Annotated in this window: 16 protein-coding genes; 10 read left to right on the plus strand and 6 right to left on the minus strand. The window is 58.6% G+C overall.

The genetic code is table 11. The features are described from left to right. The first annotated feature begins 165 nt into the window (after nucleotides 1-165). The 3 genes from ACZ9BX_RS15920 (at nucleotide 166) to ACZ9BX_RS15930 (ending at nucleotide 3,899) form a co-directional block, all read left to right on the plus strand. Nucleotides 166-825, plus strand: coding sequence for a YggS family pyridoxal phosphate-dependent enzyme (locus ACZ9BX_RS15920; RefSeq protein WP_476218834.1), 660 nt, complete (start codon nucleotides 166-168; stop codon nucleotides 823-825). A gap of 83 nt (nucleotides 826-908) precedes the next feature. Next, nucleotides 909-2,819, plus strand: coding sequence for a propionyl-CoA synthetase (locus ACZ9BX_RS15925; RefSeq protein ID WP_476218835.1), 1,911 nt, complete (start codon nucleotides 909-911; stop codon nucleotides 2,817-2,819). A gap of 174 nt (nucleotides 2,820-2,993) precedes the next feature. Continuing rightward, a complete protein-coding gene (locus ACZ9BX_RS15930; protein WP_476218836.1) occupies nucleotides 2,994-3,899 on the plus strand; it encodes a flagellin N-terminal helical domain-containing protein in 906 nt (301 codons plus the stop codon). 69 nt (nucleotides 3,900-3,968) lie between these two features. On the opposite strand, the gene ACZ9BX_RS15935 is transcribed toward ACZ9BX_RS15930, so the two are convergent. Next, the gene (locus tag ACZ9BX_RS15935; RefSeq protein ID WP_476218837.1) at nucleotides 3,969-4,670 is read right to left on the minus strand and encodes a DUF1013 domain-containing protein; all 702 of its coding nucleotides are present in this window, start codon (nucleotides 4,668-4,670) and stop codon (nucleotides 3,969-3,971) included. Between the two features lie 229 nt (nucleotides 4,671-4,899). Between ACZ9BX_RS15935 and acs the strand changes: the two genes are divergently transcribed. After that, nucleotides 4,900-6,855, plus strand: coding sequence for an acetate--CoA ligase (gene acs / locus ACZ9BX_RS15940; protein ID WP_476218838.1), 1,956 nt, complete (start codon nucleotides 4,900-4,902; stop codon nucleotides 6,853-6,855). 163 nt (nucleotides 6,856-7,018) lie between these two features. On the opposite strand, the gene ACZ9BX_RS15945 is transcribed toward acs, so the two are convergent. Further along, entirely contained in the window at nucleotides 7,019-7,243 is a 225-nt protein-coding gene (locus ACZ9BX_RS15945) for a DUF1674 domain-containing protein (protein ID WP_476218839.1), read from the minus strand. A gap of 108 nt (nucleotides 7,244-7,351) precedes the next feature. Between ACZ9BX_RS15945 and htpX the strand changes: the two genes are divergently transcribed. The 4 genes from htpX to purH all read left to right on the plus strand — a co-directional run bounded on the left by htpX (nucleotide 7,352) and on the right by purH (nucleotide 13,191). Next, the gene (gene htpX / locus ACZ9BX_RS15950) at nucleotides 7,352-8,314 is read left to right on the plus strand and encodes a zinc metalloprotease HtpX (protein WP_086997384.1); all 963 of its coding nucleotides are present in this window, start codon (nucleotides 7,352-7,354) and stop codon (nucleotides 8,312-8,314) included. Beyond that, nucleotides 8,305-9,690 carry an RsmB/NOP family class I SAM-dependent RNA methyltransferase gene (locus ACZ9BX_RS15955; protein ID WP_476220041.1) on the plus strand — a complete coding sequence of 462 codons (1,386 nt, stop codon included), beginning with the start codon at nucleotides 8,305-8,307 and terminating at the stop codon, nucleotides 9,688-9,690. The genes htpX and ACZ9BX_RS15955 overlap by 10 nt, the downstream gene beginning before the upstream one ends. 113 nt (nucleotides 9,691-9,803) lie before the next feature. Continuing rightward, nucleotides 9,804-11,477 carry a heparinase II/III family protein gene (locus ACZ9BX_RS15960; RefSeq protein WP_476218840.1) on the plus strand — a complete coding sequence of 558 codons (1,674 nt, stop codon included), beginning with the start codon at nucleotides 9,804-9,806 and terminating at the stop codon, nucleotides 11,475-11,477. 97 nt (nucleotides 11,478-11,574) lie between these two features. After that, on the plus strand, nucleotides 11,575-13,191 hold the full coding sequence (purH, locus tag ACZ9BX_RS15965; protein ID WP_476218841.1) for a bifunctional phosphoribosylaminoimidazolecarboxamide formyltransferase/IMP cyclohydrolase: 1,617 nt from the start codon (nucleotides 11,575-11,577) through the stop codon (nucleotides 13,189-13,191). Between the two features lie 35 nt (nucleotides 13,192-13,226). Here purH and ACZ9BX_RS15970 read toward each other — a convergent pair whose 3' ends face one another. Together ACZ9BX_RS15970 and ACZ9BX_RS15975 are read right to left on the minus strand one after the other, a co-directional pair. Beyond that, nucleotides 13,227-14,627: an MFS transporter gene (locus ACZ9BX_RS15970; RefSeq protein ID WP_476218842.1), complete on the minus strand. Its 1,401-nt coding sequence runs from the start codon at nucleotides 14,625-14,627 to the stop codon at nucleotides 13,227-13,229. Between the two features lie 31 nt (nucleotides 14,628-14,658). Further along, nucleotides 14,659-19,440: an NAD-glutamate dehydrogenase gene (locus ACZ9BX_RS15975; protein WP_476218843.1), complete on the minus strand. Its 4,782-nt coding sequence runs from the start codon at nucleotides 19,438-19,440 to the stop codon at nucleotides 14,659-14,661. A gap of 276 nt (nucleotides 19,441-19,716) precedes the next feature. On the opposite strand from ACZ9BX_RS15975, the gene pdxY reads away from it, so the two are divergent. Beyond that, nucleotides 19,717-20,595: a pyridoxal kinase PdxY gene (gene pdxY, locus ACZ9BX_RS15980; RefSeq protein ID WP_476218844.1), complete on the plus strand. Its 879-nt coding sequence runs from the start codon at nucleotides 19,717-19,719 to the stop codon at nucleotides 20,593-20,595. Nucleotides 20,596-20,668: 73 nt separating this feature from the next. Then, the gene (locus tag ACZ9BX_RS15985; RefSeq protein WP_476218845.1) at nucleotides 20,669-21,310 is read left to right on the plus strand and encodes a carbonic anhydrase; all 642 of its coding nucleotides are present in this window, start codon (nucleotides 20,669-20,671) and stop codon (nucleotides 21,308-21,310) included. Nucleotides 21,311-21,328: 18 nt separating this feature from the next. Here ACZ9BX_RS15985 and ACZ9BX_RS15990 read toward each other — a convergent pair whose 3' ends face one another. Further along, nucleotides 21,329-22,150: a lytic murein transglycosylase gene (locus ACZ9BX_RS15990; RefSeq protein ID WP_086997360.1), complete on the minus strand. Its 822-nt coding sequence runs from the start codon at nucleotides 22,148-22,150 to the stop codon at nucleotides 21,329-21,331. A gap of 186 nt (nucleotides 22,151-22,336) precedes the next feature. Then, entirely contained in the window at nucleotides 22,337-23,371 is a 1,035-nt protein-coding gene (locus tag ACZ9BX_RS15995) for an aspartate-semialdehyde dehydrogenase (RefSeq protein ID WP_476218846.1), read from the minus strand. Nucleotides 23,372-23,416 lie beyond the last annotated feature (45 nt).

Consider the following 23,416-nt stretch of genomic DNA (forward strand, 5'->3'; position numbering starts at 1 on the left):
AGGTTGGTGGTGACCTTCACCATGAAACCGTCGTAGCGTCAAGTTTTGCGGGGCACTGCAAGCACCCGATCCCTCGCAGCCAGAGTGCTTTTTTGCGCGCGCAGGCTCTTGGCAAAAAGGTCACCCGCGGTTAGTGCATGCCATCGGTCATGTCGGGATAAGACAATGGGACTTCAAGAGCGGTTGAACGATGTTCGCTCGCGCATTGCGGCAGCGGAGCGTCAGTCCGGGCGTCCCGCCGGATCGGCTCAACTCCTTGCCGTGTCAAAGACCTTCGATGCGGAAGCCATCCGTCCCGCGATTGCGGCTGGTCAGCGCATTTTTGGCGAGAACCGCGTCCAGGAAGGCCAAGGCAAATGGCCCGAACTCAAGGCTGAAACGGCCGGCATCGAGCTGCATCTCATCGGGCCGCTGCAATCGAACAAGACGGCGGATGCCGTTGCCCTCTTTGATGTCATAGAGACTGTCGATCGTGAAAAGATTGCCCGCGCGATCGCCGGGGAAATGAAAGGGCAAGGGAAGAGCGTTCGACTTTACGTCCAGGTCAACACGGGGCTGGAGCCGCAAAAGGCCGGTATTGCTCCCGCCGATACACCCGCGTTTGTCGATTTCTGCCGGAATGAGCTTGGTCTTTCGATCGAAGGCCTGATGTGCATTCCGCCAGCCGAGGAAAATCCCGGTCCGCATTTTGCGCTGCTGGCTAAGATCGCAGGAAGATGCGGGGTGGAAAAACTCTCCATGGGCATGTCCGGGGACTACGAAACGGCCGTGGCCCTCGGTGCGACGAGCGTGCGCGTCGGATCTGCTATTTTCGGCGCGCGTTAGTCGTTCTGCTTTCGTCGGGCTTCCGGTCCAGCCTCCCCTGTCCTAGATTGGCTACACGGTTTGCATGTCCTGGGGAGGAGCAGATGCAGAGCAGCTATCATCAGGTTTATGCGAGCTGGAGGAGCGATCCGGAAGCATTCTGGCGCGAAGCTTCAAAAGCAATCGACTGGTTCACGGAACCGCAGCAGATCTTCTCGCCATCAGAGGGCGTTTACGGCCGCTGGTTCGCGGACGGTGAGACCAACACCTGTTATAATTGCCTGGACCGTCATGTATCGGCAGGCCGCGCCACCGAAACAGCGATCATCTTCGACAGCGCCATGAGCGGCGCCAAGGCGCGCTTCACATATGACGAAGTGCTCGCCGAAGTGCAGGCGATCGCGGCGACCCTTCAAGCATTCGGCGTCGGCAAAGGTGATCGTGTCATCATCTACATGCCGATGGTGCCGGAAGCCATTTTCTCCATGCTTGCCTGCGCTCGTATCGGTGCCGTCCATTCCGTGGTTTTTGGAGGGTTTGCAGCCAACGAACTTGCAGCCCGCATCGATGATTCCGGTGCAAAGCTTGTGGTCACTGCCAGTTGCGGATTGGAGCCCGGCCGTGTCGTTGCTTATAAGCCGCTTGTCGATCAGGCCATCGCTGCTGCGAAATCAAAGCCGGCCCATTGTCTTGTTCTACAAAGGCCGCAACTGACGGCCGAACTTATGCCGGGCCGGGATCATGATTTCCGATCAACCGTAGCGCTTCACCGCGGCAAGAACATTCCCTGTGTCGCCGTCAAAGCAACCGACCCGCTTTATATCCTCTATACATCCGGAACCACCGGTCAGCCGAAAGGCGTCGTCCGTGACAATGGCGGGCATATGGTTGCGCTGCACTGGTCAATGGCAAACATCTACGGAATGAAACCCGGCGAAGTTTTCTGGACCGCGTCCGATATCGGCTGGGTCGTCGGTCATTCCTATATCGTCTATGCGCCGCTGCTTGCGGGCGTGACCACTGTGATCTTCGAAGGCAAACCCGTCGGCACGCCGGATGCCGGTGCTTTCTGGCGCGTGGTTTGCGAATACGATGTGCGTGTTCTCTTCACCGCGCCAACCGCCTTTCGTGCGATTCGCCGGGAAGATGCCGACGGTGAGTTTGTGCGTTGCTATTCGAAACCGCATTTTCGAGCACTCTTTCTTGCGGGCGAGCGGGCCGATCCCGAAACCCTCAAATGGGCGGAGAAGATGCTTGGTGTGCCTGTCATCGATCATTGGTGGCAGACGGAAAGCGGTTGGCCGATTGCCGCCAATCCACTTGGGCTTGATAAGCTGCCGGTAAAGCACGGCTCGCCATCGGTGCCGATGCCCGGCTATGATATCCAAGTGCTTGATGACAGCGGACATCAGGTCCCGCCCGGCACGCTCGGCAACATCGTCGCCAAGCTGCCCCTGCCGCCGGGCTGCCTCCCGACACTCTGGAATGCCGACGAGCGCTTTCGCTCGACTTATCTCGAGGAGTTTCCGGAATACTATAAGACAGCGGATGCCGGCTATGTCGATGACGACGGCTACCTCTTCATCATGTCGCGCACAGACGACATCATCAACTGTGCAGGCCATAGGCTGTCGACGGGAGCGATGGAAGAGGTCTGCGCAGGGCATCCGGACGTCGCGGAATGCGCTGTCGTCGGTATTGCAGACCCGGTCAAGGGACAGGTGCCGTGCGGCTTCCTCGTGCTCAAGAAGAACGTCACAAGGGAGAAGGCGACAATCGAAGCTGAAGTCGTCAAACTGATTCGCGACCAGATCGGTCCGGTGGCCGCATTCAAGACGGCGATTGCCGTCGAACGGTTGCCGAAGACCCGCTCCGGCAAGATCCTGCGCGGCACAATGCAGAAGATCGCGGACGGCGAACCATGGAAAATGCCTGCGACGATCGATGATCCGGCAATTCTGCATGAAATCGCGGATGCCCTGCGCAGCAGGGGTTTTGGCTCGCTTCCAATGTAGGAAGTTACCTATTTGGTAAGATTCGTTGACGAGTTGTAACCGGCGTTGACGAGTTGTTAACCATGTTTTCGCTAGGTTCGGCTTACGGACACCTGTTGCAGGTGAGCATGAAGCACCGCCGCTCCCGGCCTTGGCCGGAATGCCCTTTCACCCAAGCGAATTGGACAAAAAGCGATGTCAAGCATCCTAACGAACACTGCCGCAATGGCGGCGCTGCAAACCCTTCGCGGCGTCAACCAGAGCCTCAAGGAAACCCAGGACCACGTTTCGTCCGGCCTGCGTGTCGGCAAGGCGGCTGATAACGCCGCTTACTGGTCGATCGCAACGACCATGCGTTCCGACAACAAGGCGCTTTCGGCCGTTTCTGACGCTCTCGGCCTCGGTGCCGCAAAGGTCGACACTGCCTATGCCGCGATGGACAGCGCCATCGACATTGTTTCTGAAATCAAGGCCAAGCTGGTTGCCGCCAGTGAAGCGGGTGTCGACAAGGCCAAGATTCAGGAAGAAATCGACCAGCTTCAGGAACAACTCCTGAGTATTGCTCAGTCTGCCTCCTTCTCCGGCGAGAACTGGGTTGCTGGCGAGGGTACGAAGAGCGTCGTTTCGACCTTTGTTCGTGACGGCTCGAACGCTGTATCCGTCAAACAGACTGAATATATCCTCGATGACAGCTCGGTCGGAAACGTCCTGTTCGGCATGAGCGGCGGCTTGATCGAGACCTCCACGGGCATTATCGGCACCTCGAACGGTACGATCGGCTCTGTCTATAAGATGGACATCACCAATTTCACGACTGATGACGTCGGCCTTGCGCTGACGGCTGTCGAATCCGCTCTGAAGGCGATGACCAGCGCCGGTGCACAGCTGGGCTCCATCTCCACTCGCATCCAACTGCAGGAAGATTTCGTCTCGGCTCTGAGCGACTCGATTGACTCGGGCATCGGCCGTCTCATCGATGCGGATATGGAAGAAGAATCTTCCAAGTTGACCGCTCTTCAGACGCAGCAGCAGCTGGCGATTCAGTCCCTGTCGATTGCGAACTCGGCATCGCAGAACATCCTGTCGCTCTTCCGCAGCTAAACTCTGGACTAGCCGAAAACAAAAGACCCGCCGGAGCGATCCGGCGGGTCGTTTGTTTATGCAGACATGTCAGAAACGATCGTCTTCGTCTTCATCCTTGGAGGAAGACTTCAATGACTTGAGCTTGGCGAAGACGGCATCGGCATCGATTTCGCGTTCTTCCTCGCGCTCGAAACTCGGGCTCATGCGCTCGGTTTCCTGGGCGGACTGCAGCGTGGCGCCGAGTTCGGCAGCGGTCGGCAGCGGTCGACCCTTGGATGCCTTTTCCACTTCCATATCGAGATCGATCTGGCTGCAGAGGCCGAGTGTGACCGGATCCATCGGCGTCAGGTTGGCCGAGTTCCAATGGGTGCGTTCGCGGATCTGTTCGATCGTCGATTTGGTCGTGCCGACGAGGCGCGAAATCTGGGCGTCTTTCAGCTCCGGATGATTGCGAACAAGCCAGAGGATGGCGTTCGGGCGGTCCTGACGCTTGGAAACAGGTGTGTAACGCGGGCCGCGGCGCTTGGATTCGGGAACGCGAACCTTCGGCTCCGAGAGCTTCAGCTTGTGGTTCGGGTTTGCTTCGGCGCGGGCGATTTCGTCGCGCGAAAGCTGTCCCGTTGAGATCGGATCCAGGCCCTTGATGCCCTGCGCTGCCTCGCCGTCGGCAATTGCTTTCACCTCGAGCGGATGCAGCTTGCAGAACTGGGCGATCTGATCGAAAGACAGGGCCGTATTGTCGACGAGCCAGATGGCGGTCGCCTTCGGCATGAGCAGTTGTTGAGCCATGGATATAGTCCTTCTGTCGTCCACGACGGTGTCGCGGTCCGTGGATATCACCATAATATCCGGGAAATATGGCGCTATATAACTGTAGTGACGCAGAATTGCAATTGATCAGGAATGAAATGACCTTTGTCTAATTGCCGGGTGCTTTTGACCTGCTATGAATGCCATGAATCGCGTTCCGGCGATCGCTTTGCGCAGTTAGCCGGTGCCCGTGTTGAGGAGGAGTCACATGTCGGAAAAGATCTATCCGGTTACGAAACCGGTGAAGAGCCATGCCCTAATCGATAAGGCCAAGTACGAGAAATGGTACGAGGAGAGCATCGAGAACCCGGATAAGTTCTGGGGCAAGCACGGCAAGCGGATTGACTGGTTCAAGCCTTATAAGAAGGTCAAGAATACGTCCTTTACCGGCAAGGTGTCGATCAAGTGGTTCGAAGACGGCCAGACGAACGTTTCCTATAACTGTATCGACCGCCACCTGAAAACGCACGGCAACCAGGTTGCCATCATCTTCGAAGGCGACAACCCCTATATTGACAAGAAGATTACCTACAACGAACTCTACGAGCATGTCTGCCGCATGGCGAACGTGTTGAAGAAGCACGGCGTCAAGAAGGGTGACCGCGTCACCATCTATATGCCGATGATACCCGAAGCGGCCTATGCCATGCTCGCCTGCGCCCGCATCGGCGCCGTGCATTCTGTCGTCTTCGGCGGGTTCTCGCCGGAAGCGCTTGCTGGACGTATCGTCGACTGCGAATCGACATTCGTCATCACCTGCGACGAGGGCGTGCGCGGCGGCAAGCCGGTGCCGTTGAAGGACAATGCCGATACCGCGATCCACATCGCGGCCCGCCAGCATGTGACGGTCAGCAAGGTCCTCGTCGTGCGCCGGACCGGCGGCAAGACCGGCTGGGCTCACGGCCGCGATATCTGGTACCATCAGGAAGCGGCAACGGTGAAAGCCGAGTGCCCTCCTGTGAAGATGAAGGCGGAGGATCCCCTTTTCATCCTCTATACCTCGGGTTCAACCGGCAAGCCTAAAGGTGTATTACACACGACGGGCGGATATCTCGTTTACGCGTCGATGACGCATGAATACGTCTTCGACTACCACCATGGCGATATCTACTGGTGCACGGCCGATGTCGGCTGGGTGACCGGCCATTCCTACATTGTCTACGGTCCGCTGGCGAATTGCGCGACGACCCTGATGTTCGAAGGTGTACCGAACTTTCCGGACCAGGGCCGCTTCTGGGAGATCATCGACAAGCACAAGGTCAACATCTTCTACACCGCTCCGACAGCGCTCCGTTCGTTGATGGGTGCCGGCGACCATTTCGTGACCCGCTCCTCCCGCTCGTCCTTGCGCCTGCTCGGGACGGTCGGCGAGCCGATCAATCCGGAAGCCTGGGAGTGGTACCATCATGTCGTCGGCGATGGCCGTTGCCCGATCGTCGATACCTGGTGGCAGACCGAGACCGGCGGCATCCTGATTACGCCGCTACCTGGCGCGATCGACCTGAAGCCGGGTTCAGCGACCGTACCGTTCTTCGGCGTGAAGCCGCAACTGGTCGATAATGAAGGCAAGGTGCTGGAAGGCACTGCTGATGGCAACCTCTGCATTACCGACAGTTGGCCTGGCCAGATGCGCACGGTCTATGGCGACCATGAGCGGTTCATCCAGACATATTTCTCCACGTATAAGGGCAAGTATTTCACCGGGGACGGCTGCCGCCGCGATGAGGACGGCTATTACTGGATCACCGGCCGCGTCGACGACGTGTTGAACGTCTCCGGCCACCGCCTCGGTACCGCCGAGGTGGAATCCGCGCTCGTTTCGCACAATCTGGTTTCGGAAGCCGCCGTCGTTGGCTACCCACATTCAATCAAGGGACAGGGCATCTATTGCTACGTCACGCTAATGGCCGGCAACGAAGGATCCGATGAGTTGCGCCAGCAGTTGGTGAAGCATGTTCGCGCGGAAATCGGCCCGATCGCATCTCCGGATAAGATCCAGTTTGCGCCTGGTCTGCCGAAGACCCGTTCCGGCAAGATCATGCGCCGTATCTTGCGCAAGATTGCCGAAGACGATTTCGGCTCGCTCGGGGATACATCCACGCTTGCCGATCCGGCAGTAGTCGAGGACCTCATCGCCAACAGGCAGAACAAGGTAACCGCCTGAAATCAAAGCGGCACCCGGAAACCGGGAGCCGCTTTACGGGCCTTCGATTTCGTCGCATGCCAACGCAACACTGCGGCGGGAGCGTGAATAGCGCCATCAGGAGAATCGCGAGTACTTTTGCCATGAAAGGAATAAATTCCGATCATGGGGAGAGAATATTTCCTTAAAAATCGATGGCGCGGCCGTTGATTTCATAGTCGCCGAACCTTGCGGGCTCGGCTCCTCCTCTTCCGCCGATCTCCGGCGGCAGCTTCAGAGGTTTCTGGTTCCTGCGGCGTTCCTCGGCTTCGGCAAGCGCGCGTTTTGCGGCGGGTGACAGAACCTTGCGAGGCGGTTCTGCCCCTTCTGCCACAGTGCTGTCTATATTATCGTTGTCCGCTGGCTGCAATTGCGTCTCCCGCCGGAAATATTGAAAATGGCTGGCGAATGACCAAATCATAGTGCGCTGGCGGCTCGATTAAAACCCTTTTGCCGCAGACGGGAGATGGAGACCTCGATGAACCTCGTTCGCACTGCCATGTTGCTTGCCTTCATGACGGCCTTGTTCATGTTTGTCGGATTCCTGATCGGCGGTCGCGGCGGGATGATGATTGCCTTCCTGATTGCTGCAGGCATGAATTTCTTTTCCTACTGGAATTCGGACCGCATGGTGCTTTCGGCTTACCGGGCGCAGGAGGTCGATGAGCGAAACGCGCCGGAATTCTTCCGCATCGTTCGCGATCTTGCACGAAATGCCGGCTTGCCCATGCCGAAAGTCTATCTTTACGACAGTCCGCAGCCAAATGCCTTTGCTACCGGCCGCAATCCGGAGAATGCTGCCGTCGCGGCCTCGACGGGGCTGCTCAGCGCGCTCTCGCCGGAAGAGGTGGCCGGTGTGATGGCGCATGAACTGGCGCATATCCAGAACCGCGACACACTAACGATGACGATCACCGCGACGCTTGCTGGCGCGATCTCCATGCTTGGTAACTTCGCCTTCTTCTTCGGCGGCAGCCGCGAGAACAACAGTAATCCGTTTGGCTTCGTGGGCGTGCTTCTGGCGATGATTGTAGCGCCGCTTGCCGCCATGCTGGTGCAGATGGCAATCAGCCGGACGCGTGAATATTCCGCTGACCGGCGCGGCGCCGAAATCTGCGGCGACCCGCTCTGGCTCGCGTCCGCGCTCGGCAAGATTGCCCGGGGTGCCGCGCATATCCCGAATTACGATGCCGAGCGCAATCCCGCGACGGCGCATATGTTCATCATCAATCCTCTCTCCGGGGAACGGATGGACAATCTGTTTTCGACGCATCCAAATACGGAAAACCGTATTGCGGCACTTCAGGAAATGGCAGGGAGCGGTATGAATGGCTCGACGGCAACGGTTCGTACTGCTAATCCGTCGCGCAAGTCGCGCTCGGTTCCGAATACGGGTATTGGCCGCGGTGGTTCTCAACCGCCAAAAGGTCCCTGGTCTTGAATTCAGACGGCAGAAATAAGCCATTCTATAAGAAGAAGCCACCTGCAGAGCGTCCGGCCGCAAAACCGGGTCTGCAGGCGCGTGCGGCCGCAGCGAAGATTCTCGCCGCTGTCATCGACCGCAAACTGCCGTTAGATGGTGCGTTGGATCACGAACACGGAAACCCGGCATATAAGGCTCTTGGGGAAGGAGACCGCGCGCTGGTTCGGGCCATCTTGAACACCGCGCTGCGTCACCTGCCCCGCATCGATGCGGCGATTGCCTCCTTATTGGATTCACCGTTGCCGGAAGGCGCGCGTGCACTTCATCATGTGCTTGTGGTTGGAGCAGCGCAGATCCTCTATCTCGACGTTCCCGATCATTCGGCTGTCGATCTTGCCGTCGAGCAGGCAAATCAGGATCCCCGCAATCGCCGCTTTGCAAAGCTGGTGAATGCGATCCTACGACGTCTTAGCCGTGAGAAGGAACAGGTACTCGAAGATGTCGCGAAGATTTCGCCGATGCCGGCTTGGTTTATCGAACGGCTTAAACAGGCCTATGGGAAAGAAGCCACCGCGGCGATCGCTCAATCCCAGCTCGAGCCGGCTGCAATTGATCTTACCGTGAAATCCGATGCAGCCGGCTGGGCGGCTCGGCTGAATGGGAAAGTCCTGCCGACAGGGGGCGTGCGTCTTGCGGCCTTTGACGGTGCTATTCCCTCCCTTGAAGGTTTCGATCAGGGCGAATGGTGGGTGCAGGACGCCGCGGCAAGCATTCCGGCCAAGCTCTTTGGCGACCTGTCCGGCAAACGGGTCGCCGATCTCTGCGCCGCACCTGGCGGCAAGACGGCACAGCTCATTCTCGCCGGAGGTGACGTCACTGCGATCGATCAATCCGAAAGCCGTTTGAAGCGCCTGCGCGCGAATCTCGAGCGCCTTGCCCTCGATGCGGAAACGCTTGCGACAGACCTTCTGAAGTTTGAGCCGGCAGAGCCGTTTGACGCTATCCTGCTCGATGCGCCCTGCTCCTCGACGGGTACGACGCGCCGTCATCCGGATGTTCTCTGGACGAAGGGCCCGGAGGACATTGCAAGGCTCGCCGGCGTGCAGGAACGGCTGCTTCGCCATGCGCTGACGCTCCTGAGGCCTGGCGGCACGCTTGTTTTTTCAAATTGCTCGCTGGATCCCGTCGAGGGAGAGGACGTTGTGAGCCGCATTTTGGCAGACACGCCGACCATCGAGCGCGTCCGGATTGATGCTGCTCAATGGCCCGGATTGGAAATGGCGATCACTCCGTTTGGCGAATTCCGGACGACCCCTGCCATGCTGCGCATGCAAGAAACGGTCGCTTCGGGGCTTGACGGTTTTTACGCCGCAGTGTTGCGGCGTGTTGCCTGATGCAGGTACGTCTTTTCTATATTTCGTTTTCATCACAAATTAATGCAGTCTTACCGCTGAAACCGGCCCTTATTCACCTATTCTTAATCATGAGGGTCAATAGACAATAGAATATGCAGTCCGGCCGGCGGTTTTCGAGTTTGTATGTTCGGGAGGCTTGGCGCCGCGTGTTGCGGCGCATTGCGCTGCTGCGTCTGCGCCTTTTTCGCCACACGATCCAAGTGCCCGAGCGGCTTATCGTCGCGCCGACCGATCTTCGTGCCATCGATCCTCACATAGCCGATGAGATCATGAATGGCCGTTTCCCTTTGGCGGGCCGCCTGCTGGAGACGAACGGCAAACCGCCCTTCGGCTTTACGCTTCCGTCACGCGCCTTTGCCAACCGCCTGCATGGTTTCGGCTGGCTTCGCCATATGCGGGCCAAAAAGAGCGACCGGGCTTCGGCCGTCGCCCGGGCGATCGTCGACAACTGGCTCTCGTTGCATGCTGGCCGCATGGAAGGCATTGCCTGGGAAATTGATGTCACTTCGCAGCGGGTGATCACCTGGCTCTCGCATTCGCCGGTTGTGCTGCAGAATGCCGATCGTGGCTTTTATCGCCGATTCATGAAATCTCTGGCGTTTCAGGTTCGCTATCTGCGGCGCATGGCTGCTTTCGCACCCCCGGGGGAAGTTCTCTTCCGTCTGCGGATCGCCCTCGCCATGGCTTCGATCGCGATGCCCGCGCGGCAAGGTGTGCTGCGCAAGGCCGCCCAGGCGCTGGATAATGAATTCGATAGCCAGATTCTGCCCGATGGCGGGCATATATCCCGCAATCCACGCACAGGCCTCGAGCTGCTTCTCGATCTCCTGCCGCTCCGCCAGACCTATGTGAATCTCGGTCACGACCTGCCGCAGAAGCTTATTTCCGGCATCGATCGCATGTATCCGGCACTGCGCTTTTTCCGGCACCAGAATGGCGATCTCGCGCTCTTCAACGGTGCAACATCGACGCTTGCCAACGAGCTGATGTCGGTTCTGCGCTATGACGAAACGGCGGGCCTGCCTTTCAAGGCAATGCCGCATTCGCGCTATCAACGTCTCATGGCGGGAAATACCGTTTTGATCGCCGATACCGGCCCCCCGGCAGCCGGCCCCCTTTCGCGCACGGCGCATGCGGGCTGCCTTTCCTTTGAAATGTCGTCAGGCCGTCATCGCTTTATCGTCAACTCCGGTTCCCCGAAATTCGCCGGCCGCCGCTATGTCCAGATGGCGCGCACGACTGCGACGCATTCGACGGTGACGCTGAACGACACCTCATCCAGCCGTTTCTCGACCTCGGAATTTCTCGGTCATATCATGTCGGACTCGGTGAAAACCGTTAGCGTCGAGCGCGCCGAAACAGAAGACGGACGCGATGGTATCAAGGTCGGTCACGACGGCTATCTAAAAAATTTCGGCGTGCTCCATGAGCGCGAACTGACGCTGAATGCTGCAGGCTCCATCGTCACTGGCCGTGATCGGCTGGTGCGGCAGGGCGAGCGCGTCAGCGACGAGCCCCTTCGTGCGGCAGCGCGCTTCCATATCCATCCGGCCATCAATGTGAAGCAGAGTGACCGCGAGTCCGTGTTGCTGACAGCGCCGGATGGCGAGAGCTGGCTCTTCTCGTCGCCGGGGAACGAAGTTCTGGTCACTGAAGATATCTTTTTTGCTGACGCCTCCGGTATCTGCGGTTCCGACCAGATCGAGATCGACTTCGTTTTCGCCGAAAAGGCGGAAATTCGCTGGTTTTTGTCCCGCAAGAGCTAGTCGCTGTTTGCGCAGCGGTAGAGCTCGTGCTAACGCGGCGCCATTACCCTATACGTCCCTTGCCGGATGTCTCCTGAAGCCCGAACGGAGAAGGTTCATGGCCGTCACTTCCAAGAAAATCCCCGCCCCCGATAAGGTCAAAGTCAAAACCGCGCTGCTCTCCGTCTCCGACAAGGCGGGTATCGTCGAGCTTGCTCGCGCGCTTTCCGAGACGGGCGTACGCCTGCTTTCGACAGGCGGGACACACAAGGCCATTGCCGCCGCGGGTCTGGCGGTCACCGACGTTTCGGAGGTTACCGGCTTTCCGGAAATCATGGACGGTCGTGTGAAGACGCTGCACCCGAAGGTTCACGGCGGTCTCCTGGCAATCCGCGATGATGCTGAACATCAGGAAGCCATGAAGCGGCATGGCGTCGAGGGCATCGATCTTGCCATCATAAACCTCTATCCATTCGAAGACGTGCGTACTGCCGGCGGTGATTATCCGACGACAGTTGAGAATATCGATATCGGCGGTCCGGCAATGATCCGGGCTTCCGCCAAAAACCATGCTTACGTGACGATCCTGACCGATCCTGCGGATTATCCGGAACTGCTCGAACAGCTTTCGGCCGATGCCGGCCAGACAAGCTATGCGTTCCGCCAGCGTATGGCAGCCAAGGCCTATGCCCGCACTGCCGCCTATGACGGGATGATTTCCAACTGGTTCGCCGAAGCGCTCGCCATCGATGCGCCGCGCCATCGGGTGATCGGCGGCGTTCTGAAGGAAGAGATGCGCTACGGCGAAAATCCACATCAGAAAGCGGCCTTCTATGTCACGGGCGAGAAGCGCCCCGGCGTTTCCACGGCGACGCTGCTGCAGGGCAAGCAGCTCTCTTATAACAATATCAACGATACTGATGCGGCCTACGAGCTCGTCGCTGAATTCCTGCCTGAAAAGGCACCCGCCTGTGCCATTATCAAGCATGCCAACCCCTGTGGCGTCGCAACGGGGCCGAGCCTTGTCGAAGCCTACAAGCGGGCGCTCGCCTGCGATTCCGTTTCTGCGTTCGGCGGCATTATCGCGCTTAACCGCACGCTCGATGCGGAGACGGCGGAGGAGATCATCAAGCTCTTCACCGAAGTGATCATCGCTCCGGGCGTAACCGAAGAAGCCAAGGCGATCGTTGCGAAGAAACCGAACCTGCGCCTGCTTTCTGCCGGCGGTCTGCCCGATCCGCATGCCGCTGGCCTGACGGCGAAAACGGTCTCCGGCGGGCTGCTGGTCCAGAGCCGTGACAACGGCATGATCGAGGATCTGGAGCTCAAGGTCGTCACCAAGCGCGCGCCGACGGCACAGGAACTGGAAGACATGAAGTTTGCCTTCAAGGTCGGCAAGCACGTGAAATCGAATGCCGTCGTCTACGCCAAGGATGGCCAGACGGCCGGCATTGGCGCCGGCCAGATGAGCCGTGTCGATTCCGCCCGCATTGCCGCACTGAAAGCCGAGGAAGCCGCCAAGGCGCTCGGTTTACCCGCCCCGATGACACGCGGTTCTGCGGTTGCTTCGGAAGCCTTCCTGCCCTTTGCCGACGGCCTTTTGTCGATGATTGCTGCGGGTGCGACGGCAGTCATCCAGCCGGGTGGCTCGATGCGCGACCAAGAGGTGATTGACGCTGCCAACGCGCACGACGTCGCGATGGTATTCACCGGCATGCGCCATTTCCGCCATTGAGCTGACAGAACCCCGGCGCTCAGCCAGGGTTCAATTCAATCTTGCTTCCTGTCGGCCGGATAAGGTGTTGCGATGAGCAGGATCAATCCGCCTGCGAGGAAAAGGAGCAGCGTCGCCATGCCGAGACGCGCTGATCCGCTGGCATAGGTTATTAGGGAGAAGAAGAGCGTTGCCATGAAGCTCGTGGCGCGGCCGGACAGCGCATAGATACCGAAATAGCGCCCCGCCTCCTCCAGGCTGACGCTGCGCGCCAGATAAGAGCGCGACGAGGCTTGTACGGGACCGAAGGCGATGCCGATCAGCAGCCCGTAAAGAATGTAGGCCTTCTCCGCCGTCGTGCCGAAAAGCCCGCCGGCGTCCGCCGTTGACATCGGCAGCAGGCCGAAAAGCGTATAGCCCGGCCCCGTCGAAATGATCCCGAGCGTTGCGAGCAGCAGCAGCGTCAGGCTGATCAGGATCGTTGCTTTTGATCCGATGCGGTGATCAACGCGTCCGGCGATGACGCAGCCGAAAATCGCGACGACGTTGAGGATGATCCCATAAAGTCCGATTTCGATCGTCGCCCAACCGAACATGCCGGCGGCGAAGGTGCCGCCAAGGATCAGCAGCCCGTTGACGCCGTCCTGATAGATCATTCGAGCAATCAGGAATTTCAGGATACCTCTTCGGAGCTTTAGCTCGCCGATCGTGTTCCCGAGCTGCCTGAAGCCTGAACGTACGGCAGCAGCGAACGGCAGCCCCTTCGCCGCATCCGGCGTGAAGAGGAACATCGGAATGATGAAGATGAGATACCAGACGGCGGAGATCGGGCCGGTAATGCGCGCATCCTCGCCTGTATGCGGATCAAGCCCGAACAACGGGTTGAGGCCGAACAGCGTCTTTCCAGTTTCCAGGCTCCCCGCAAGCAGCCCGACAACAGCGATCAGCACGATCATGCCGCCAAGGTAACCAAGTCCCCAGGCTGTGTTGGACAGCCTGCCAACCTCGTCTTTGCTCACAAGGCGCGGCATCATGGAATCGTTGAAGACGATCGAGAATTCGGCGGCGATCGAGGCCAGGATCATGAACATCACCGGGTAGATAACCGGCGAGCCGGGTGCTGCAAACCAGAGACCGAAGAGGCTCGCAATTTTGATGACCGCAAAACAGGCTATCCAGGGTTTGCGGGCACCGGATTGATCAGCGATGGAGCCGAGGATTGGAGAGAGCAGGGCGATGATCACCGAAGAGATCGTCGCCGTGTTGCTCCACATCGCCTGTGCCGAAACCGGATCAGCCGTCAGGCGCGCGACGAAGTAGGGTCCGAAAATAAACGTGGTTACGACCGTGAAAAACGGCTGCGCCGCCCAATCGAAGAGCATCCAGCTCCAGATACCCTTTTCCGACGCCTTTTGCGGCGCCGGTGTTCCCGTTCCGGTCCAGTCTATTCTGCTCACGCGTACACTCCCGCTTTCGCGGCGGACTGTGTCACCTCGCCCGGTCGCGCGCAAGATCGGTCAAAAGACCTGCGGCCACCGTGATGCGCGCAAGAGTTGGATCGCCGCTATCGCTAAGGTTTGACAGTTCTTCGGCGATGCGGTTGATCCTGATGCGATCGACTGCATGCCACGCCTGAACCGGCAGCTTTTCCTTGCCATGTTCGGACAGCGCCGAGATGACGATATCGCGGCGGGCGCTGGCAATTTGGTCGATGCTACGCGCCAGCGCCAGGTTTTCATAATGATCTGAGGTGAGAATGCGGGCGCCGGCGGCCAGGAGCCTTCCGACGCGGAAGGTCTGCGATACGGCAAAATAGCTTTCCGCGGCACGTCCGAGTGCCTCGCCTGTACGTTCGGCTATCTGCATGATCTCCGGCACAAGCGCAAAGCTCGGCAGCCCGGCAATGTCAGCAGCTAATCTTTCCGGCAGCCCGGCATCGCGATACTCCATGGCGCGCGCTTCGAACTCTGCGGGGGCCTGCGCGGCGAAGGAGGGCTTCAATTTCTTCAATGCAGTTTGAAGCCGACTAATGGTTTCAGCCACGCCGCCTTTTGCCATGCCGGTCTTCAGGAGCAAGCGAGTCAGGACGGTGAAGCTGTGGCCGATCTCTTCATAGACGCGGTTCTGCATCTGGCCGGAAATCTTGCCGTCTAGCGCATCGGTGTCGGTCCAAAGCCTGGTCAGGTCGAAGCCATCGCGGGCGATGATTGCGGCACGGACGACTTCCGGCGCTGACGCTGCTGTCGCATCCATCATGCTCACCACAAAGCCTGGGCCGCCACGATTGATTGCCTCATTGGCAAGCACCGTCGCGATGATTTCGCGTTTCAGCCGGTGGGTTGCGATGTCGGAGGCATTGGTTTTCTGCATCTTAGCCGGGAAGTAGTTTGAAAGGGTCGACGCGAAATAAGTGTCGTCTGGAAGATCGCTGGCGGCAACGGCATCGAAAAGCACGATCTTGGCGTAAGAGAGCAACACGGCGATTTCCGGCCGCGTGAGCGGCTTGCCGGCAGCATAGCGCTCTGCAAGCGTTGCCTCATCGGGAAGCGTTTCCACTTTCCGGTTGAGCTGCTTGGCGCCTTCCAGCACGCTCATGAAGCGCGCGAGCTCAAGCCCATTGGCGGTTCCCTTACGTTCGGTCAGCGAAATCGCCAGTGATTGCAAATAGTTGTTGCGCAGAACGAGAGCCGCCACTTCGTCTGTCATCGAGGAAAGCAGCTGATCGCGTTTTGCCCGTGTGAGCCGGCCGTCATGCATCGCCTTGGCGAGCGCGATCTTGATATTCACCTCGACATCCGACGTGTTGACGCCGGCCGAATTGTCAATCGCATCGGAATTGCTCCGTCCGCCTTTCAGGCCATAAGCGATGCGGCCCTTTTGCGTGACGCCGAGGTTGGCGCCTTCGCCGATCACCTTCGCCCGCACCTCATCAGCCGTGATGCGGATCGGATCGTTCGAACGATCGCCCACTTCCGTATCGGTTTCCGACTGCGCCTTCACATAGGTGCCGATGCCGCCGAACCAGAGGAGATCTACCGGGCTCTTCAAGATTGCTGTGATGATCTCGAAGGGCGTTGCCACCGCCTTGTCGATGCCGATTGCCGCAACCGCTTCCGGGGTCAGCGTGACGGATTTCGACGCGCGTGAAATGATCATCGCGCCTTTGGAAAGAACCGACTTGTCGAAGTCCTGCCAACTTGAACGGGGCAGGTTGAATAGCCGCTGCCGTTCGGCGAGCGTCTTTTCCATATCCGGATCGGGATCGATGAAGATATCACGATGGTCGAAAGCGGAAACGAGCTTGATCTTCGGGGAGAGCAGCATGCCGTTGCCGAAGACGTCGCCGGACATATCGCCGACACCGGCCACCGTAAATGGCGTCGTTTGGATGTCTATATCTATCTCGCGGAAATGACGCTTTACGGTTTCCCAGGCGCCGCGTGCGGTGATGCCCATTTTCTTGTGGTCATAGCCGGCCGAGCCGCCTGACGCGAAGGCATCGTCGAGCCAGAAGCCGGCTTCCTGCGCCAACGCGTTGGCCGTGTCGGAGAAGGTTGCCGTTCCCTTGTCGGCGGCGACGACAAAATAGGGATCGTCGCCATCAAGCCGCACCGTATCTGCCGGCGGCACGATATCGGTGCCGGAAATGTTGTCGGTGATCGAAAGCAGGGTGCGAATATAGGTCTTGTAGGCTTCGCGGCCGGCACTGAAGATTTCATCGCGGCTGCCGCCTGTGGGCAGTCTCTTCGGATAGAAGCCGCCCTTGGCGCCGACCGGAACGATAACGGCGTTCTTCACTTGCTGCGCCTTTACGAGACCCAGAACTTCCGTGCGATAGTCTTCGGCGCGATCCGACCAGCGCAGACCGCCGCGGGCAACCTTGCCAAAACGCAGATGCACGCCCTCGACTTCGACCCCGTACACGAAGATTTCCCGGAAGGGCTTGGGGTCGGGCAGGCCGTCGACGAGATGCGGATCGAGCTTGAAGGCAAGCATCGCTTTCGGCGAGCCTTCGGCAGTGCGCTGGAAATAGTTGGTCCGCAGCGTCGCATCGACGACGTTGATGTATCGGCGCAGGATACGGTCATCGTCAAGGCTCGGCACATTGGCGAGCGCCACCTCGATCGATCGATGCAGATCGGCGAGCTTTTTCAGGCGCACCTTTTCGCTAAGCTGCGGATCGAGTGCATCATAAAAGAGCCGGAAGATCGAAGCGGCGATCTCTGGGTATTTGTCGAGGGTCGTTGCAATGTAATCCTGCGAATAGGCGATACCCGCCTGGCGAAGATAACGCGCATAGGCGCGCAGGACATTCGTCTCGCGCGCGGAAAGCCCAGCCGAAAGGATCAGCCGGTTGAAACTGTCATTATCGATCGTGCCGTCGAAAGCGGAAACGAAGGCCTCTTCCAACGGGGCACCATAACGGCTGAGGTCAATTTCAGCGCCGCTGCGGGCTTCGAGTTCCATATCATGCAACACGACGACGTTGACCAAGCCGTCGGCGGCTGGAACTTCGATGTCGAAAGTCCGCTCGCTCAGCACGTTGAAACCGAGATTTTCGAGAAGTGGCACGCGGCGTGAGAGTGGAAGCTGCTCGCCAGCATGGAAAATCTTGAGTGAGAAGATCCGGCCGCGTTCTGCATCATTGCGGTAATAGAATGCGATGCGTATCGGCTCGCCGGAGGCGCAATCGGTAATATCCGGGAGATCGGTAACCGTTTCCTCCGGGGTGAAGGAATCCTGGAAGGCATTGCTGACGCCGATCTTCGGCGCCTTTGGCCCCGCCAACGCTTCAAAGCGATCGTCCCAGCGGGCGGTAATGGCCCGGATCGCTTCCTCGAGCTTCGGTTGCGGGATGCGCGGCGTTTTGCCACCGGACCGGCCGATTATGAAGTGTACGCGCGCAACCCGCCCTTCCGGGAAAGCCGGATAATAGGCGGAAACCCGGCCATCGTAGACAGTCTTCAAATAGGTGCCGATCTTTTCCCGAACGATGGAGTCGTATTCCTCACGCGGCACATAGACGATGACCGAGACGAAACGGTCGAATTGATCGATGCGCGGCAGAACGCGGACACGCGGGCGTTCAACAAGATCATTGATCTGTTCAGCGAAATTCGCGAGCAGCGTCGTGTCGATCTGGAAAAGATCGTCGCGCGGATAGGATTCCAAGGTGTTTTCCAGCATTCGGCCCGAATGGCTCATGGGATCGAAGCCGAAATAATCTTTCACTTTGGCAACTTTGGAACGGATGAGCGGAATTTCCGACGCGGGGGACGTATAGGCCGTCGAGGTAAAAAGGCCGACGATACGCAGCTCGCCGGTGACGTTGCCATCCTTGTCGAATCGCTTCACGCCGACATAGTCCATATAGGCGCGGCGGTGGACGACTGATTTCCCGTTCGCCTTGGTGACGATCAGAAAGTCCGGGCCGTCCAGGAAGGCAAGGATTTCCGGCGTCGTCGTTACGGCATCCTTGCCGGTGCGCAGCACCAATACATCCGGATTGGAAAGAATGCCGAGACCGGCACCCTTGTGACGCTCGACTTTGACAGCATCGCCGCCCTTGCCGGAATAGACATATTCGCGCATGCCGAGAAAGGTAAAGTTTTCGTCGCGCAGCCAGGCCAGGAAAGCCAGTGCCTCGTCGCGGTCGGCCTTCTTGCGGCCGGCATTGTAGCTGCCCAATTCGGCAATTACCGTGTCGAGCTTGGAGAGCATGGGTTTCCAGTCGGAAACGGCTTGGCGGACCTGCTCCAGCACGATCATGATGCGCTTCCGGAGGTCGCCGGATTGTGTCGCGGTCAACGGCGAAATGTGAAGTTGGATGTGGCTGACGCGTTTTGCCGGATCGCTCGGTTCATCGGCGGAATAAAGTACCGGCGCCTTGCCATGCTCCATCACCAGGATCGGATGCACTGCCATGTAGAGATCGCGATAGGTACTCGTGACCTCGCTCATGACCGACTCGTAGAGGAACGGCATATTGCGATCGGTAACCGTCAGGACCGAGACCGCAACGCCATCGGGTTCGACACCGGCCGGCGTTTCGATCGTAACGCGCGGAACCTTGCCGTCCCAGGTCGAAAGCTCCTTAGCAGAATGAACGGCGGAAAGCGCCAGCATCTCCGGCGTGTAGCGATCGAGGTCGTCGCCGCTCGCCCGGCCGAAGAGGATTTCCGGATCGAGATACTGTTCATTGGTTGCAGCAGCGATCTTCTTCGCGCTTTCGATCAGCTTCTCCCGTCGCGGATTGTTTTTGGCAGCCATTGAAGACATTCCCCCGATTTGCGTGATTTGCCGCAAGTTAGCAGAAGAATTATCGAAAAAATCTCTAAAAGATGCCCCACTGAGGCAGTTTTTGTGCGTCTTTGACCCGGCTTCGGCAAAATTCCGAAAGATTCTCCGATTAAAGGATGGGTCTTACCCACAGGCTGCCTACGGTTTACTGGCTCCCCGAGATTTTCACGCATCGATGAAGAATGGTTGACAGCTGCGCGGCAAAAGGACGATCAACAGCGCATCGAATTCGGGGTTTAAATCGTCATGCCGGATAATAGTGCTGCAGGAACGGTGATCGTCATCTCCAGCCATGTCATTCGCGGTTCGGTCGGCAATCGCGCCGCCGTCTTCGCGCTTGAGACGCTCGGCCATCAGGTCTGGGCACTGCCGACGATCGTTCTGCCCTGGCATCCCGGTCATGGCCGTTCGACCCGGCTCACTTTTGCGGAAGCCGATTTTGATGCTGCCATCGACGATCTAATCCGTGCACCGTGGGTTGGAGAAGTGAAGGCGGTTTTGTCTGGCTATTTTGGAAACGCTGCTCAGGCTCGTTCCATTGCCCGCCTGGTCAGCGCATTGCGTGAAAAAAGTCCGGAGCTGCTTTATGTCTGCGATCCGGTGATGGGGGATCTGGGTGGCCTCTATGTGCCCGAAGCGACGGCGACGGCGATCCGCGACCACCTGATTCCGCTTGCTTCTCTGGCAACGCCCAACCGCTATGAATTGGCCTGGATGGTTGGCGCAGAGTTGGAGGACAATACAGCCGTCATGGAAGCTGCTTTGTCACTCGGCCCCTCACGCATGCTTGTCACTTCCGCTCTCCCGATGATGGCCGGCGGCACCGGAAATCTCTATCTCTCCGGCCGCCATGCCCTGCTTGCCGAGCATCGCGTTATCGACAATGCGCCGAATGGACTGGGCGACCTGCTGGCGGCTGTCTTCCTCTCACGGCTTCTTTCCGGGATGGACGACGAAAAAGCGTTGCAGCTTGCAACAGCCAGCGTTTATGAAGCGCTGGTGCGCGCGGTCAAGCGCGGCAGCGACGAGCTTACGCTCGCAAGCGACGCATCAAGCCTCTCGACGCCGATGGCCATGGTGCAGATGCGCCGCCTCATACACCCCGCCCAAAGGCGGAAAAGTTAGCCGCAGATGCCAGTTTGCGCATTTCGCATGTGCAGCTGTTGATCTTGCTGCGTCCGCGCGCTAATCGACAGTCATGCAGCGTTTTCCAAGTTCCCTTCTGGACGGCTACCGCAACTTCATGAACGGGCGTTACGCTGACGCCCGCGACCGCTATAAGATGCTGGCTGAAAACGGTCAGAACCCGAATACGCTGGTTATTGCCTGTTCGGACTCGCGCGCAGCACCCGAACTTATCTTCGACGCCGGCCCCGGTGAGCTTTTCGTCATCCGCAACGTTGCCAACATGGTGCCGCCTTACCAGCCGGACGGGCATTTCCACGCGACGTCTGCCGCCTTGGAATTCGCCGTACAAGTCTTGAAGGTTTCCGACATCGTCGTGATGGGTCACGGCCGCTGCGGCGGTATTCGCGCAGCACTTGATCCCAATGCCGAGCCGCTGTCATCCGGCGACTTCATCGGCCGCTGGATGTCGCTCGTCCGGCCTGCTGCGGAACAGATTCAGAGCAATGACGTAATGACCGCCGCTGAGCGTCAGACGGCGCTCGAGCGCGTCTCGATCCGCAACTCAATCAACAACCTCAGAAGTTTTCCGGATATCAAGGCGCTGGAAGAGGCAGGAGAGATTGCCTTGCATGGAGCCTGGTTCGATATTTCGACCGGCGAATTATGGGTGATGGACGCGGAAACGCGCGATTTTATCCGCCCGGAAGTATAAATCTTCGCGGGCGGAAGCTCACTGGCCGTCGATCTGCTGGCCGATATAAGCGATTGCCTGTTGATAGACCGTTGCGGCATTCCAGCCTGCGATTGCCAAAAAGTTCGCTTCGCCTGGCTGATAACCGGCGCCCATCTGCCAACCGTGCCCTCTGAGGAAGTTTGCTGTCGAAGCCAGGGCATCAGCACGCGATCCGACCATGTCGATGCGACCGTCGCCGTCACCATCGGCGCCGAAACGGACAACACTGCGCGGCAGGAACTGCGTCTGGCCGATTTCGCCGTGCGCTGCGCCGCGGGCTTGCGGGTTCAGATAGCCTTCAGACACGAGCTGCAAAGCGGCATAAAGCTGGTCGGTGAAATAATCCGAGCGGCGGCAGTCGTAAGCGAGCGTCGAAACGGCAGACAGCGTGTGCTGATTGCCCATATAGCTGCCGAAGCCGGTCTCCATACCCCAAATTGCGATCAGCGGGCCTGCTGGAACGCCGTAGCGGCGCTCGATCGAGGCAAACAGCGCCTGATTGGAGCGCTTCATGCTTCTACCGCGGGAGATGATCGTTGCACCGCCCCGCTTTTTCATGAAGGCGTCGAAGGACAGCTTAAAGCTCTTTTGACCGCGGTCGGCTGCGATTGTCGATTTATTATAGCTTACATTGGCAAAGGCTCGGTTCAGCACCGATGGATTGATGCCACTGGCGGCCGCTTCCTGCTTGAAGTCGGTAACCCAGGCTTGGAAGCCCGCGCTGTTGTTGCCGCATTGGGCAGCCTTTGCCGCTGCCGGAACAGCGTGGAGTGCGCTCGCCACTGCGACGACCGCCACAAAGAATTTTGTCATGCTCATGAGAAACCCCGATCTCGATCTGCATAAGCTTGGCGCCGCGCAAGAATGCCAGCAGCAGATAATTTTGTCACGATCACCTTTTCGGCGGGTCTTGCAACCCTGATTGCCGTCTGCCGGTTTTCACAGGAAGCCCCGCATATCCAGCGATATGCGGGGCTGATAGCAAATTATGGTTAATTTTTGGTATCAGGCGGCCTTCTTGCGTGGCTTGATGAGGCCGCGGTTGATGAGGAGCTCAGCAATCTGGATTGCGTTCAGAGCGGCGCCCTTACGCAGGTTGTCTGACACCACCCATATGTTGAGGCCGTTCTCGACGGTCGCGTCTTCGCGGATACGCGAAATGTAGGTCGCGTCTTCGCCGGCGGATTCGTAAGGCGTGATGTAGCCGCCGTTTTCATGCTTGTCGATAACGAGGCAGCCCGGAGCGTCACGCAGGATATCGCGCGCCTGATCTGCAGTGATCTCGTTCTCGAACTCGATATTGACCGATTCCGAATGGCCGATGAAGACCGGAACGCGAACCGCCGTGCAGGTGACCTTGATCTTCGGATCGAGTATCTTCTTGGTCTCGGCCAGAACCTTCCACTCTTCCTTTGTGTAGCCATCTTCCATGAAGACGTCGATGTGGGGAATAACGTTGAAGGCGATGCGCTTCGTGAACATCTTGTTCTCGATCGGATCAGCGACGAAGACGGCGCGCGTCTGGTTGAAGAGCTCGTCCATGCCGTCCTTGCCTGCGCCGGAAACAGACTGGTAGGTCGAGACGACGACGCGCTTGATCTTGGCGAAATCATGCAGCGGCTTCAAAGCCACGACGAGTTGTGCGGTCGAGCAATTCGGGTTGGCGATGATGTTGCGCTTGGTGAACTGCGTCACGGCATCCGGGTTCACTTCCGGAACGATCAACGGCACGTCGGCGTCGTAGCGCCAGGCCGAGGAGTTGTCGATCACGACGCATCCCTGCTGGCCGATCTTCGGCGAGAACTTCTTGGACACCTCGCCACCCGCAGACATGAGGCAGATGTCGGTGTCGGAGAAATCGTAATTCTCGAGATTGGAAACCTTCAGCGTCCGGTCGCCGTAGGAGACTTCCGTTCCTTGCGAACGCGAGGAGGCGAGCGCCACGACTTCATCGGCGGGAAAGCCGCGCTCGGAAAGTATGTTGAGCATCTCCCGGCCCACATTTCCGGTCGCTCCCGCAACTGCAACTTTGAAACCCATTTCAAGCTCTCTTTCTCTTCTCTCCTCTTGTCTGGTGAGGGGGAA

This window comes from Rhizobium sp. USDA 3886, assembly GCF_056279785.1.

Bases quoted from the DNA above. Each gene is read 5' to 3' on its own strand.
- ACZ9BX_RS15920 (WP_476218834.1), top strand. From the start codon at position 166: ATGGGACTTCAAGAGCGGTTGAACGATGTTCGCTCGCGCATTGCGGCA.
- ACZ9BX_RS15925 (WP_476218835.1), top strand. From the start codon at position 909: ATGCAGAGCAGCTATCATCAGGTTTATGCGAGCTGGAGGAGCGATCCG.
- ACZ9BX_RS15930 (WP_476218836.1), top strand. From the start codon at position 2,994: ATGTCAAGCATCCTAACGAACACTGCCGCAATGGCGGCGCTGCAAACC.
- ACZ9BX_RS15935 (WP_476218837.1), bottom strand. From the start codon at position 4,670: ATGGCTCAACAACTGCTCATGCCGAAGGCGACCGCCATCTGGCTCGTC.
- acs (WP_476218838.1), top strand. From the start codon at position 4,900: ATGTCGGAAAAGATCTATCCGGTTACGAAACCGGTGAAGAGCCATGCC.
- htpX (WP_086997384.1), top strand. From the start codon at position 7,352: ATGAACCTCGTTCGCACTGCCATGTTGCTTGCCTTCATGACGGCCTTG.
- ACZ9BX_RS15960 (WP_476218840.1), top strand. From the start codon at position 9,804: ATGCAGTCCGGCCGGCGGTTTTCGAGTTTGTATGTTCGGGAGGCTTGG.
- purH (WP_476218841.1), top strand. From the start codon at position 11,575: ATGGCCGTCACTTCCAAGAAAATCCCCGCCCCCGATAAGGTCAAAGTC.
- ACZ9BX_RS15975 (WP_476218843.1), bottom strand. From the start codon at position 19,440: ATGGCTGCCAAAAACAATCCGCGACGGGAGAAGCTGATCGAAAGCGCG.
- pdxY (WP_476218844.1), top strand. From the start codon at position 19,717: ATGCCGGATAATAGTGCTGCAGGAACGGTGATCGTCATCTCCAGCCAT.
- ACZ9BX_RS15985 (WP_476218845.1), top strand. From the start codon at position 20,669: ATGCAGCGTTTTCCAAGTTCCCTTCTGGACGGCTACCGCAACTTCATG.
- ACZ9BX_RS15990 (WP_086997360.1), bottom strand. From the start codon at position 22,150: ATGAGCATGACAAAATTCTTTGTGGCGGTCGTCGCAGTGGCGAGCGCA.
- ACZ9BX_RS15995 (WP_476218846.1), bottom strand. From the start codon at position 23,371: ATGGGTTTCAAAGTTGCAGTTGCGGGAGCGACCGGAAATGTGGGCCGG.